This window comes from Pseudonocardia tropica, from assembly GCF_040105315.1.
Classification (GTDB): Bacteria; Actinomycetota; Actinomycetes; order Mycobacteriales; family Pseudonocardiaceae; genus Pseudonocardia; species Pseudonocardia alni.
The window spans coordinates 65290-78340 of the sequence record NZ_JBEDNP010000005.1; the positions used below are offsets into that span (position 1 = coordinate 65290).

Annotated in this window: 13 protein-coding genes; 9 read left to right on the top strand and 4 right to left on the bottom strand. The window is 76.7% G+C overall.

What is annotated here, in order from left to right; all coding sequences use genetic code 11:
* Nucleotides 1–7: 7 nt before the first annotated feature.
* The 4 genes from WHI96_RS10140 to bsaP are packed head-to-tail and all read left to right on the top strand — an operon-like array spanning nt 8 to nt 3124.
* Nucleotides 8–1189, top strand: coding sequence for an 8-amino-7-oxononanoate synthase (locus WHI96_RS10140; RefSeq protein ID WP_345649266.1), 1182 nt, complete (start codon nt 8–10; stop codon nt 1187–1189).
* Nucleotides 1186–1890 (top strand): dethiobiotin synthase, encoded by a 705-nt coding sequence (gene bioD / locus WHI96_RS10145; RefSeq protein ID WP_345649268.1) that lies wholly within the window; start codon nt 1186–1188, stop codon nt 1888–1890. The genes WHI96_RS10140 and bioD overlap by 4 nt, the downstream gene beginning before the upstream one ends.
* Nucleotides 1887–2894 (top strand): biotin synthase BioB, encoded by a 1008-nt coding sequence (gene bioB, locus WHI96_RS10150; RefSeq protein ID WP_345649271.1) that lies wholly within the window; start codon nt 1887–1889, stop codon nt 2892–2894. The genes bioD and bioB overlap by 4 nt, the downstream gene beginning before the upstream one ends.
* A complete protein-coding gene (gene bsaP, locus WHI96_RS10155) occupies nt 2891–3124 on the top strand; it encodes a biotin synthase auxiliary protein BsaP (RefSeq protein ID WP_345649274.1) in 234 nt (77 codons plus the stop codon). The genes bioB and bsaP overlap by 4 nt, the downstream gene beginning before the upstream one ends.
* 179 nt (nt 3125–3303) lie before the next feature.
* Here bsaP and WHI96_RS10160 read toward each other — a convergent pair whose 3' ends face one another.
* The gene (locus tag WHI96_RS10160) at nt 3304–4341 is read right to left on the bottom strand and encodes a zinc-dependent alcohol dehydrogenase family protein (RefSeq protein WP_345649277.1); all 1038 of its coding nucleotides are present in this window, start codon (nt 4339–4341) and stop codon (nt 3304–3306) included.
* Between the two features lie 81 nt (nt 4342–4422).
* Between WHI96_RS10160 and WHI96_RS10165 the strand changes: the two genes are divergently transcribed.
* Together WHI96_RS10165 and WHI96_RS10170 are read left to right on the top strand one after the other, a co-directional pair.
* Complete coding sequence (locus WHI96_RS10165; RefSeq protein WP_345649280.1) at nt 4423–4983, top strand: type II toxin-antitoxin system PemK/MazF family toxin; 561 nt, start codon at nt 4423–4425, stop codon at nt 4981–4983.
* Between the two features lie 127 nt (nt 4984–5110).
* Complete coding sequence (locus WHI96_RS10170) at nt 5111–6739, top strand: ABC-F family ATP-binding cassette domain-containing protein (protein WP_345649283.1); 1629 nt, start codon at nt 5111–5113, stop codon at nt 6737–6739.
* 2 nt (nt 6740–6741) lie between these two features.
* On the opposite strand, the gene WHI96_RS10175 is transcribed toward WHI96_RS10170, so the two are convergent.
* Together WHI96_RS10175 and WHI96_RS10180 are read right to left on the bottom strand one after the other, a co-directional pair.
* Nucleotides 6742–7413: an LON peptidase substrate-binding domain-containing protein gene (locus WHI96_RS10175; RefSeq protein ID WP_345649727.1), complete on the bottom strand. Its 672-nt coding sequence runs from the start codon at nt 7411–7413 to the stop codon at nt 6742–6744.
* Nucleotides 7414–7426: 13 nt separating this feature from the next.
* Nucleotides 7427–8137, bottom strand: coding sequence for an NUDIX hydrolase (locus tag WHI96_RS10180; RefSeq protein WP_425571656.1), 711 nt, complete (start codon nt 8135–8137; stop codon nt 7427–7429).
* A gap of 166 nt (nt 8138–8303) precedes the next feature.
* On the opposite strand from WHI96_RS10180, the gene nadA reads away from it, so the two are divergent.
* The 3 genes from nadA to nadC are packed head-to-tail and all read left to right on the top strand — an operon-like array spanning nt 8304 to nt 11772.
* A complete protein-coding gene (nadA, locus tag WHI96_RS10185) occupies nt 8304–9302 on the top strand; it encodes a quinolinate synthase NadA (RefSeq protein WP_345649286.1) in 999 nt (332 codons plus the stop codon).
* Nucleotides 9299–10888: an L-aspartate oxidase gene (locus WHI96_RS10190; protein ID WP_345649289.1), complete on the top strand. Its 1590-nt coding sequence runs from the start codon at nt 9299–9301 to the stop codon at nt 10886–10888. The genes nadA and WHI96_RS10190 overlap by 4 nt, the downstream gene beginning before the upstream one ends.
* The gene (gene nadC, locus WHI96_RS10195; protein ID WP_345649292.1) at nt 10885–11772 is read left to right on the top strand and encodes a carboxylating nicotinate-nucleotide diphosphorylase; all 888 of its coding nucleotides are present in this window, start codon (nt 10885–10887) and stop codon (nt 11770–11772) included. Before WHI96_RS10190 ends, nadC begins: the two co-directional genes overlap by 4 nt.
* 79 nt (nt 11773–11851) lie before the next feature.
* Here nadC and WHI96_RS10200 read toward each other — a convergent pair whose 3' ends face one another.
* Complete coding sequence (locus tag WHI96_RS10200; protein ID WP_345649295.1) at nt 11852–13042, bottom strand: winged helix DNA-binding domain-containing protein; 1191 nt, start codon at nt 13040–13042, stop codon at nt 11852–11854.
* Nucleotides 13043–13051: the final 9 nt, after the last annotated feature.

A 13051-nucleotide genomic window follows, 5' to 3' on the forward strand; every position in this document is an offset into this window, starting at 1 on the left:
TGTGGGCGTGACCGGTCCCGACCCGACGCCGCCCGGACCCCGCCCGCTGGCCTGGCTCGACACCCAGGCCCGCGCCCGTACCGAGGCCGGTCTGCGCCGCAGGCTGTCCCCGCGTCCGGCCGACCCCGCGGGCGGGGCCGTGCTCGACCTCGCCGGCAACGACTACCTCGGGCTCTCGGCCGACCCGCGGGTCGTCGCCGGGGCGACCGCTGCGCTGCGCACCTGGGGTGCGGGCGCCACCGGGTCGCGGCTGGTCACCGGCTCGACAGCGCTGCACGCCGAGCTGGAGGCCGAGCTCGCCGCGTTCTGCGGCCACGACGACGCCCTGGTGTTCTCCTCCGGCTACACCGCCAACCTCGGTGTGGTCACCGCGCTCACCGGCCCCGGCGCGCTGATCGTGTCCGACGCCGCCGCGCACGCCTCCCTGGTCGACGCCTGCCGGCTCTCCCGGGCCCGGGTGGTCGTCGTGCCGCACGCCGACGTCGACGCCGTCGACGCCGCGCTGGCCGCCCGCACCGAGACCCGCGCGCTCGTCGTCACCGACTCGGTCGGGTCCGCCGACGGCGACCTCGCCCCGCTCGCTGCGCTGCACCGGGTCTGCCGGGCCCGCGGCGCGGTGCTGCTCGCCGACGAGGCCCACGGACTCGGGGTCCGCGGCCCGGGCGGGCGCGGCCTGCTCGCCGAGACCGGGCTGGCCGGGGCGGACGACGTCGTCGCCACCGTGACCCTGTCCAAGGCGCTGGGCAGCCAGGGCGGCGCGGTGCTCGGCCCGGCCGCGGTCACCGCGCACCTGGTCGACTCGGCGCGCTCGTTCATCTTCGACACCGGCCTCGCCCCCGCCGCGACGGGTGCGGCGCTGGCCGCGCTGCGGGTGCTCGCCTCCGAGCCCGAGCGGGCCGCGGACGTGCTGCGGGTCGCCGGTGCGCTCGCCGCCGCCTGCGACGCGGCGGTGCCGGTGTCCGCGGTCGTCCCGGTGGTGCTGGGCGAGCCCGGCCCCGCGGTCGCCGCGGCCGCCGCCTGCCTGCGGCGCGGGCTGCGGGTGGGCTGCTTCCGGCCGCCGTCGGTCCCGCCGGGCACCTCCCGGCTGCGGCTCACCGCCCGCGCCGGGCTGACCGGGGCGCAGCTGTCGTTCGCGACCGGCGTGCTCGCCGAGGTGCTCGCCGACGCCCGGACGGGGGCCCCGGCGTGAGCGGGCGGTTCCTGGTCGTCACCGGTACCGGCACCGGGGTCGGCAAGACCGTCGCCACCGCCGCGCTGGCCGCCGTCGCGGTCGCGGCGGGGGAGCGGGTGGCGGTGCTCAAGCCCGCCCAGACCGGGGTCGGTCCGGACGACCCCGGCGACGTCGACGAGGTCGCCCGCCTCGTCCCCCAGGTCACCACCCGGGAGCTGGCCCGCTTTCCCGACCCGCTGGCCCCGGCGACCGCGGCCCGGCGCTGCGGGGCACGCCCGGTGACCCCGGAGCAGGCCGCGGTGACCGCGCGGACGCTGGCCGACCACCACGACCTCGTCCTCGTCGAGGGTGCGGGTGGGCTGCTCGTCCGGTTCACCGACGACGGCGGCACCCTCGCCGACGTGGCTCGCCTGCTCGACGCCCCGGTCGTGGTGGTCGCGGCGGCCGGACTCGGCACGCTCAACCACACCGCGCTCACCGTCGAGGCGCTCCGGGCGCGCGGCCTGACCTGCGCGGGGATCGTGATCGGGGCCTGGCCCGCGGCGCCCGACCTGGCCGAGCGCTGCAACATCGAGGACCTGCCGATGATCACCCGGGTGCTGGTCCGCGGCCTGCTGCCCGAGGGTCTCGGACGGGTGACACCGGACCGTTTCGCCGCGGTGGCCCGGGACACACTGGGTCCGATCCAGCTGGGTGACTGGCAGGATCCACGGGCATGACGACCGCCCGGACCGACGTCCTCACCGTCGCGCGCGACCAGGTCCTCGACCAGGGCCGCGGCCTCACCGTGACCCAGGTGCGCGAGGTGCTCGACCTGCCCGACGACCGTCTCGACGACCTGCTCGAGCTGGCCCACGAGGTGCGGATGCGCTGGTGCGGGCCGGACGTGGAGGTCGAGGGGATCATCTCGCTCAAGACCGGCGGGTGCCCCGAGGACTGTCACTTCTGCTCCCAGTCGGGCCTGTTCGCCTCGCCGGTGCGCTCGGCCTGGCTGGACATCCCGATGCTCGTCGAGGCCGCCAAGCAGACCGCGAAGACCGGGGCCACCGAGTTCTGCATCGTCGCCGCCGTCCGCGGGCCCGACAAGCGGCTCATGTCCCAGGTCGCCGCCGGCATCCAGGCGATCCGGGACGAGGTCGACATCAACATCGCCTGCTCGCTGGGCATGCTCACGGCCGAGCAGGTCGACGAGCTCGCCGCGATGGGCGTGCACCGCTACAACCACAACCTCGAGACCGCCCGCAGCCACTTCCCGAACGTGGTCACGACCCACACCTGGGAGGAGCGCTGGGACACCCTGCGCATGGTCCGCGAGGCCGGCATGGAGGTGTGCTGCGGCGGCATCGTCGGGATGGGGGAGACCCTGGACCAGCGCGCCGAGTTCGCCGGACAGCTCGCCGAGCTCGAGCCCGACGAGGTGCCGCTGAACTTCCTCAACCCGCGCCCCGGCACCCCGTTCGGGGACCTGGAGCCGATGTCCGGGCCGGACGCGCTGCGCACCGTCGCCGCGTTCCGCCTGGCGCTGCCGCGCACGATCCTGCGCTTCGCCGGTGGTCGCGAGATCACCCTCGGGGACCTGGGGGCCCGCAAGGGCCTGCTCGGCGGGATCAACGCGGTGATCGTCGGGAACTACCTGACGACGCTGGGGCGTCCGGCCGAGTCCGACATCGACCTGCTCGGCGAGCTGGAGATGCCGATCAAGGCCCTCAACGAGACGCTGTGAGCGCGCCGGCGACCGGTGGGCGGGCGCACCCGCGCGAGGCGGGTGCGCCGTACTGCGACCAGTGCGGCGCCCCGGAGGGCACTCCGGACCACCCGCGGTGCGCCGCGCGGCGCGAGCTGGAGCCGCCGCGCTTCTGCCCGGACTGCGCGCGCCGGATGGCGGTGCAGGTCGACCCGGTCGGCTGGACCGCCCGCTGCAGCCGGCACGGGGAACGCACGTCGTCGAGCTGACCACGCCCCCGGGTCCGGCACTCATGGAGCTTTGGTCCGGTGCCACCGGACCAAAGCTCCATGAGTGCACGGCGGGCGGGCACGGCGGGCGGGCACGGCGGGCGGGCACGGCGGGCGGGCACGGCGGGCGGGCACGGCGGGCGGGTGCGCCGGCCGGGGCGGGGGACCGGCCGCCGGGGTCAGGGCTTGATGAGGACCTTGAGGGCCTCGCGGTCGTTCATGGCGCGGTAGCCGTCGGGGACCTCGTCGAGCCCGATCGTGCGGTCGAAGACCTTCCCCGGCTGGACGGTGCCCTCCAGCACGTCGGGCAGGAGCTCCTCGATGTAGGCGCGCGCGGGAGCCACGCCCCCGTGCACGCCGACGTTGCGCATGAACGCGCCGACGCCCAGCGGGACGTCGGTGTACTGGGAGACCCCGACCCGGCCGACGAGACGCCCGTCCTTGGTGATCTCGATGGCGGTGCGGACGGCCTCGCTGTAGCCGACGCACTCCAGCGCGGCGTCGACGCCGTCGCCGCCGGTGAGCTCGCGGACGCGCTCGATGCCCTCGTCGCCGCGCTCGGGAACGACGTCGGTGGCGCCGAACTCCCGGCCCAGGTCGGTGCGGTCGGTGTGGCGGCCGAGCAGGATGATCCGCTCGGCGCCGAGGCGCCTGGCGGCCAGCACAGCGGACAGCCCGACCGCGCCGTCGCCGACGACGGCGACGGTGTCGCCGCGCCGCACCCGCGCCGAGACGGCGGCGTGGTGGCCGGTGGGGAACACGTCGGACAGGGTCAGCATCGAGGCGAGCAGCGCGTCGTCCGGCTCGCCCGGCATGGGGACCAGGGTGCCGTCGGCGAACGGGACGCGGACGGCCTCGCCCTGCCCGCCGTCGGTGCCGTCGGAGCCCCAGCCGCCGCCGTGCCGGCAGGAGGTCTGCAGGCCCTGGGCGCAGAAGTCGCAGGTGTTGTCGGCCCACACGAACGGTGCGACGACGAGCTGGCCCTTCGTGCGGTTCCGGACGCCGGACCCGACCTCCTCGATGACGCCGAGGAACTCGTGGCCGATGCGGTTGCCCCCGGTGGAGTCCTCCGCCGCGTTGTACGGCCACAGGTCGCTGCCGCAGATGCAGGAGCGCAGCACCCGCACGATCGCGTCGGTGTCGTCGCGGAGCGTCGGGTCGGGGACGTCCGACGACACCCGGACGTCGTGCTTGCCGTGGATCAGTGTGGCCTTCATGACGGACGGATTCCCGCATGCACGACCGTTCATGCGCGCCCGGTCTCGGTGACGCGCCGCACATGCGGCAGGCTGGCGGGCATGGCGATCAACTGGGGCTCGGTCCTGCGCAGGGCCGCGGACGTGGCGATGCAGTTCCTGAAGGACTCGCAGAAGGAGTCGCGGGAGAGCCCGCAGCAGCGCCCGCGGCAGGGTCGGCAGGATGGTCACGGCGGGCCGCGGCCCGGTCCGCCGTCGACGGCCGGGCGGGTGCGGACCGCGCCGACCGGCGACCGTGCCCGGAAGGTCGCCTACGCCCCCGAGCCCGACGGCGCCGCGGACCCCGGCGAGATCGTCTGGACCTGGGTGCCCTACGAGGAGGACGCGAGCCAGGGCAAGGACCGGCCGCTGCTCGTCGTCGGGCGCTCGGGTGGCGAGCTGCTCGGGCTGATGCTGTCCAGCCAGGACAAGCGGGCCCACGACCCGGACTGGGTCGGGATCGGCTCCGGCGCCTGGGACCGGGAGGGCCGCGGCTCCTACATTCGGCTCGACCGGGTGCTGGAGGTCGAGGAGCACGGCATCCGCCGGGAGGGCGCGGTGCTGGACCGGGCGCGGTTCGACCGGATCGCGACCGAGCTGCGGTCGCGCTACGGCTGGCACTGAAACCCGGGTGCGCCGTCCGGGCGCGCCGGGTAGGCTCACCGTCATCATGAGGCACTGACGACCCCACCGACCGCGGACGCGGCACACGCCCCTGCGGTCCTCCTCCGTCTCCACCGGAGCCGTCGTCATGTCATCGACCGAGCAGGTCCACGCCGTCACCGCCCGCGGGCTGGTCCGTTCCCACGCCACCCGCGCCGGCCGCCCGCCGGTGCTCGACGGCGTCGACGTCGTCGCCGCGCCGGGCACCCGGGTCGGGCTGATCGGGGAGAACGGCTCGGGCAAGTCCACGCTGCTGCGGCTGCTCGCCGGCGTCGACACCCCGGACGGCGGGACGCTCACGGTGCCCGCGGACCGGGTGTACCTGCCGCAGGAACCCGACCTGGGGGCCGGGGGGACCGTCGGCGACCTGCTCGACGCGGCGCTGCGCCCGCTGCACGACGCCGTCGCCGAGCTGGAGCGACTGGCCGCCGACCTGGCCGAGGGCACCGGCGCCGCCGCCTACGACCGGGTGCTGGCCTGGGCGATCGCGCACGACGCGTGGGACGCAGACCGGCGCGCCCAGGTCACCGCGGGCACGCTCGGCGTCGCCGACCTGGAGCGGGACCGGCCGGTCGCGACGCTGTCCGGGGGTGAGCGGACCCGGCTCGCGATGGCCGCCGCCCTGGTCCGCCGCCCCGCGGTGCTGCTGCTCGACGAACCCACCAACCACCTCGACGACGCCGCCCTGGAGCTGCTGGAACGCTCGCTGGTGGAGCTGCCCGGCGTCGTCGTCGCGGCGAGCCACGACCGCACCTTCCTCGACCGGGTCTGCACCGAGCTGCTCGACCTCGACGCAGGGGAGCTCGGCACCGACGGGTACGGCGGACGCCGGTTCGGCGGCTCGTTCACCGAGTACCTCGACGCCGCCGCGGCGAGCCGCCGCCGCTGGGAGGAGCGCTTCGCCGCGGAGCAGGAGGAGATCGCCGCGCTGCGCGAGCGGAGCCGGGCCGGCCTGTCGACGATCGCCCCCGGGCGCGGCCCGCGCGACAACGACAAGTTCATCCACGCCTTCAAGGGGGCGGGCGTCGAACGCACCCGGGCCCGCCGGGTCCACGACGCGCAGCGCCGCCTGGAGACCGCCGAGCGCGAGGCGGTCCGCAGGCCGCCCCGGCCGCTGGAGTTCGCCGGGCACCTCACCGGCGACGCCCCGGCCGGCGGGCTCGCCGTGAGCATCCGGGACCTGCGGGTCGACGGCCGGCTGCGGCTCGACCTGCTCGACCTGGCCGTGGGGGAGAAGCTGCTGGTCACCGGCCCGAACGGGGCCGGGAAGTCGACCCTGCTGGCGGTCCTGCACTCCGACCTCGCACCGGACGCGGGCACCGTGGACGTGCGGGCGCGCCGGGTCGGGCTGCTGGCCCAGGACCCCGACGTCGGCCCGCGCGGCCGCAGCGCCGCGGCCGCCTACGCCGACGCCGTCGGCGCGGAGCGCGCGGAGACCGTCCCGCTGCGGGAGCTGGGGTTGCTGCACCCGCGCGAGCACGGCACCGCGGTCGGGGAGCTCAGCCTCGGCCAGCGACGGCGGCTGGCCCTGGCCGTCGCCGTCGCCGACGCCCCGGACCTGCTGCTGCTCGACGAGCCGACCAACCACGTCTCGTTGCGGCTGGCCGGGGAGCTGGAGTCGGCGCTCGGTACCGCGCCGGGGACCGTCGTCGTCACCTCGCACGACCGGTGGCTGCGCCGCCGCTGGGACGGGCTGCACCTCGCCGTCGGCGGGTGAGCTCAGTTCGGGCTCTGCTCGTCGGGGAACGACCCGAGCGGCGCGGGCACCGCCCGCAGGGATCCCAGCAGGCCGCGCTCGCGGGCGAGCAGGCGGCGGATCTCCCGCAGCCGCTGCACCGCGCTGGTCTGCTCCAGCAGGAGCTGGCGGTCGCCCAGGGGCAGCAGGCAGTCCCCGGCCAGCAGGTGCGCGAGGTCGGCGGTGGGGGTGTCCTCGGCGGGCTCGGACCAGTCGCCGGTACGCCACGCGGTGTCGCAGTACTCACGGTGCGCCGCGCGGGCGGAACGCTCCAGCATGGCGACCAGCCGCGGGTCGGCCTCGTCGCCGGTGTCGTCGGGCAGGAACTCGACCTCGCCGCAGAGGTAGGAGTGCGAGCCCGCATCGAGGTCGAGCAGCCGGAAGCGGCGGGCCCCGCGGGTGACGACGTCGTAGCGGCCGTCGGGCAGCCGGCGCGCGTCGATGAGCACCGCGGTACAGCCGACGGCGTGCATCCCGGCCGCCCCGGAGCGGTCCGGCGAATGGCCCTCGCGCACCGCGACGACACCGAACTCGCGGTCGGGGACGGCACCGGTGAGCAGGTCGACGGTGAGCTGGCGGTAGCGGGGCTCGAAGATGTGGAGGGGAAGCGCCGCACCCGGCATCAGCACCGTCCCCAGCGGGAACAGCGGAAGCATGGCGGACACCGGCTCACGGTAGTACGCCGTCGCGGGGCCCGCCGGGTCGCGCAGGTGGCCGGAGCACGGCGAACGCGTCGGTGACCCGCATGCCGCGGTCGGTGAACCGGAACACCGCGGCCGGCCGCCCGCCGGAACGGCCCGACGGGACGACCTCCCCGGTGGGCTCCAGCAGGCCGCGACGGGTGAGGACGCGCTGCAGGTTCGTCGCCGACACCTCGTGGCCCAGCGCGGCGACGTAGTGCTCGCGCAGCGCGGAGATCGTGAACTCCGCGGGGGCGAGCGCGAACCCGAGGTTGGTGTAGGACAGCTTGGCGCGCAAGCGGTCCCGCGCCGCCGCGACGATCGCGGCGTGGTCGAACGCGGTCGCGGGCAGGTCCTCGACCTCGTGCCACGCGGTGTCCTCGGGCAGCTCCGGGTCCGCGTCGGAGGGGACCAGGCCGAGGAACGCGGTGGCGATGCGGCGCTTGCCGGACACGCGGGCCGGGTCGGAGAACACCGACAGCTGCTCGACGTGGGCGACCTCGCGGACGTCGACCTTCTCGGCGAGCTGGCGGCGCACGGAGGTCTCGACGTCCTCGTCGGGGCCCAGGGTGCCGCCGGGCAGCGCCCACCGTCCGGCGTCCGGGTCCAGGGCACGCTGCCACAGCAGGGCGCCCGCCCGGCCCTCCCGGATCCTGAGCACGACGGCGAGGACCTCGTGCAGGGCGGGTGGCGGTGTCACGGGTCCAGCCTAGGGCGGTCCGCCCGCGGCACCGGGACGTGACGGCGGGGTGTCCGTCAGGTGAGGTCCCGGTCACGACGGAGGTGCCGGTGGCGCGCGACCGGTGTTACTATCCCGTCAGTTTCCGCCCGCTAGGCGAAAACCCGAGACGGCCCGGGAGGGCGCAATGACCGGAACGCTGACGGCACCCGGCGGCACGGGGACCGACCCCGGCTGGGCCGACGAGGTGCGTGCGCTGGCCCGCGAGCGGGACGCGGTCCTGCTGGCGCACAACTACCAGCTGCCCGAGATCCAGGACGTCGCCGACCACGTGGGGGACTCGCTCGCGCTGTCCCGGATCGCGGCCGAGTCGCAGGCGTCGACGATCGTGTTCTGCGGCGTGCACTTCATGGCGGAGACCGCCAAGATCCTCAGTCCGGACAAGACCGTGCTGATCCCCGACGCGCGGGCCGGCTGCTCGCTGGCCGACTCGATCACCGCCGACCAGCTGCGGGAGTGGAAGGCCGAGCACCCCGGCGCCGTCGTCGTCTCCTACGTCAACACCACCGCCGCGGTGAAGGCCGAGACCGACGTCTGCTGCACCTCCTCCAACGCCGTCGAGGTCGTCGACTCGATCCCGCGCGACCGCGAGGTGCTGTTCCTGCCCGACCAGTTCCTCGGCGCGCACGTGCGGCGCACCCTGGAGCGGGAGAACATGCACGTCTGGGCCGGGGAGTGCCACGTGCACGCCGGCATCAACGGCAAGCAGCTGACCGAGCGGGCCGCCGCCCACCCCGGTGCCGACCTGTTCGTGCACCCCGAGTGCGGCTGCGCGACCTCGGCGCTCTACCTGGCGGGAACCGGCGCGGTGCCCGCCGAACAGGTCAAGATCCTCTCCACCGGCGGGATGATCGACGCCGCCCGCGCCACCGGCGCGACGGAGGTGCTCGTCGCGACCGAGGTCGGGATGCTGCACCAGCTGCGCCTGGCCGCCCCGGAGATCGAGTTCCGCGCGGTGAACGAGCACGCGTCCTGCCCCTACATGAAGATGATCACCGCCGAGGCGCTGCTGCGGTCGGTCCGCGAGGGCACCGACGAGGTCCACGTCGACCCCGACCTCGCCGCGCGCGGCCGCGCCGCCGTGCAGCGGATGATCGAGATCGGCAACCCGGGGAGCGGGGAGTGAGCTGGGAGGCCGGCGCCGACCTGGTCGTCGTCGGGTCCGGGGTGGCCGGGCTGACCGCCGCGCTCGACGCGGCCGCGGCCGGGCTGCGCGTCGTGGTGGTCACCAAGGACGGCGTCGGTGAGGGCTCCACGCGCTGGGCGCAGGGCGGGGTGGCCGTCGTGCTCGGCGATGTCGCCGGTGACTCGCTGGACGCGCACGTCGCCGACACGCTGGCCGCCGGCGGCGGGCTGAACGACGCGGACGCGGTCGGCACGGTCGTCCGCGGCGGGCCCGGGGCGGTCCGGCGGCTGCGCGAGCGCGGCGCGTTGTTCGACGCGCGCGGCCCGCGGCTCGACCGGACCCGGGAGGGCGGGCACTCCGCGTTCCGCGTGGTGCACGCCGGCGGCGACGCGACCGGCGCCGAGATCGAGCGCGCCCTGGTCGCCGCGACCCGGGACGCGGGGGTGACCGTGCTCGACGGGCACGTGGCCGTCGACGCGCTGCGCGAGGTCACCGGCCGGGTCGTCGGACTCGCCGTACTGGCCGGCGACGGCGACGCGGGCGTGCTCCGCGCCCCCGCCGTGCTGCTGGCCACCGGCGGCTACGGGCAGCTGTACTCCTCGACGACCAACCCGGAGACCTCCACCGGCGACGGCGTCGCGATCGCGCTGCGGGCCGGGGCGACGGCGTCGGACCTGGAGTTCGTCCAGTTCCACCCGACGGTGCTGTGGACCGGTCCCGCCAGCGACACCGCGGGCCGCCGGACCCTGGTCACCGAGGCCGTCCGCGGCGAGGGCGCGGTCCTGCGCGACCGGACCGGGACCGCGTTCATGGCCGGGGTGCACCCGCGGGCCGACCTCGCCCCGCGCGACGTCGTCGCCGCGGCGATCACCCGCCGGATGGCCGAGACCGGCAGCGACTGCGCCTGGCTCGACGCCACCGCGCTCGACGGGTTCGCCGCACGGTTCCCGACCGTGTACGCGTCCTGCCGGGCCGCCGGGATCGACCCGCTGACCGAGCCGATCCCGGTGACCCCCGCCGCGCACTACGCCTGCGGCGGCGTCGTCACCGACACGTCCGGCCGGACCGGGGTGCCGGGCCTCTACGCCGCGGGCGAGGTCGCCCGGACGGGGCTGCACGGGGCGAACCGGCTGGCGTCGAACTCGCTGCTGGAGGGGTTGGTCGTGGGGGAGCGGGTGGTCCGCGCGGTGCTCGCCGACGCGGGTCCGACCGGGGTGTCGACCCCGGCCGGGACGGTCCCGGCGCTGCCGGTGGCCGACCGCACCGTGGTGCAGCGGGCGATGTCGGCGAGCGCCGGGATCGGCCGCGACGCCGCGGGGCTCGCCGGCGCGTCGGACGCGATCGAGGCCGTCACCGCCACCGCGGTCCCGGCCGACCGCGCCGGGGTGGAGGACGCGGCGCTGACCCTGATCGCCCAGGCCGTGCTGGCCGCGGCGGGCACCCGCCGGGAGACCCGCGGCTGCCACGTGCGCACCGACTTCCCGGACCGTGACGACACGTACCAGCGTTCGTCGCTGCAGGTGCGGGTCGACGCCGCGGGACGGCCGGTCGTCGTGGCCGACGAGGCGCTGGCGGGTGTCGCATGAGCACCGTCGCCGCCGGGGTCGGCGGGGTCACCGAGGTCGGTGTCCCCGACCCCGACGACCTGCTCCGCGTCGTGCGCACCGCGCTGGCGGAGGACCTGCGGTACGGCCCGGACGCGACGACGACGGCGACCGTGCCCGCCGAGGCCGTGGCGACCGCGTCGTTCACCCCGCGGGCCGGCGGCGTGCTCGCCGGGCTCCCGGCCGCCCGCGCCGTCCTCGACGAGGTGCTGGGCGCCGGCGGGTACGCGGTGCTCGCCGCGGCCGCCGACGGTGACCGGCTCACCGCCGGGACCCCGGCGCTCACCGTGCGGGCCCCGGTCCGCGGGCTGCTCACCGCCGAGCGCACGGCGCTGAACCTGCTCACGCACCTGTCCGGGATCGCGACGGCCACCCGTGCCTGGGTGGACGCCGTCGACGGCACGGGGGCCCGGATCCGGGACACCCGCAAGACGCTGCCGGGCCTGCGGCTGCTGGAGAAGTACGCCGTGCGGTGCGGCGGCGGGGTGAACCACCGGCTCGGGCTGGGCGACGCGGTGCTGATCAAGGACAACCACGTCGCGGCGGCCGGGTCGGTGTCCGCGGCGCTGGCCGCGGCCCGCGCGCTCGCCCCGGACCTGCCGTGCGAGGTGGAGGTCGACTCGCTCGACCAGCTCGACGAGGTCCTGGAGCTCGCCGCCGAGCTGGTGCTGCTGGACAACTTCACCGTCGCGCAGACGGCCGAGGCGGTGCGGCGGCGCGGGGACCGGGCGACGCTGCTGGAGTCCTCCGGCGGGCTGGCCCTGGGCAGCGCCCGGGACTACGCGGCCACCGGCGTGGACTTCCTCGCCGTCGGCGGGCTGACCCACTCGGTCACCGCGCTGGACCTGGGGCTCGACCTGGAGTGAGCACGGCCGGGTGGCACTCCGGGCACTCCGGGAGGGGTGCCGGGGGTCCGTGGTGTGCCACCCGGCGGGCCGGGTCCCGTCAGGCGAGCAGCCGGGCCTGGGCGGGGGCGGGGAAGCGGGCGGAGAACCGGGCGTCGCCGAGGAGCTCCCGCAGCCCGCGCGCCGCGACCGCCACCTCCGCCCGCGCCCGGGCCGTGACCGGCGTGAGCAGCAGGGTCGCGATCCCGCCGTCCGGGCGCTGCGCCCAGGTCCCGACGATGCGCCCGTCCACCCAGACCGTCGGCCCGCCGTTGCCGTTGCGGTCGAACAGCTCCGGGGCCACCTCGGCGGGCAGGTACCAGTCGCGGGCCTTCCAGCCCATCGTCGACGGGTCGAGGCCCGGCAGCAGCGCCACCGACGGCCCGGGGTCGGGGACCGGGTCGAGGTCGTCGGGGAGCAGGAACCCGGTGCCCCCGCCGTCGAGGGTCACCTCGACCGCGCCGACGTCGGCCAGCGCCGTGGTGGTGGTGGCGACGGTCCAGCCCGCCCACCACTTCAGGTCGTCGCGGCGGACCGGCCCGAACGCCCGCAGCTGGGCGCGGGCCAGCCCGGCCGCGGCGGCGCGACGGGCGTCGCCGTCCGGGCCGGGTGCGGGGCCGATCCCGCCGGGGACCCAGTCGTCGGCGGCGGCCCAGCGGTACTGGCCGTTGATCCAGGTCCCGATCGGGCGGGTCCGCAGCACCCGCCCCTCGAACCCCAGCACGAGCAGCACCCGGGTGTGGGCGGGCTGCGGGCCCCCGCCGGGCAGGACGAGCCGCTGCCCGGCGAGGTCGGGCAGTGCGCGGGCGACGTCGCGGGCGGCGAGGGGGCTCCGGTCGGCGAGCGCCTCCAGGACCTGCCCGGCGGCCTCGGTGTACCACGCCTCGGGGTCGGCGTGGCCGGCCGCGGCGGCCTGGCGCAGCAGGTCACGGCGCTGGGCGGCGGCGACGTCGACGGTGGCGGCGTGGTGGGCGAGCGCGGCGTGGGCGTGGCCGAACACCCAGAGCGTGCGGCGCATCGCGTGGTGGCGCAGCAGGGTGCGGTCAGTGTGCAGCGCGGCGTCGACCGGGTCGAGCGACGGGGCCGCCATCCGCGCGGCCGCCGACAGGTACACCGTGACCGGGTCGGTGGAGTGCAGCGCGACCAGGTCGTCGCTGATCGCGACGACGTCGTCGGTGCGGGTGTGCGGGGCCAGCCGGTGGCGGGTCACCAGCCGGGCCCGGCGCTCGGCGTCGCTCACGTGGCGGGTCACGCCGCGCAG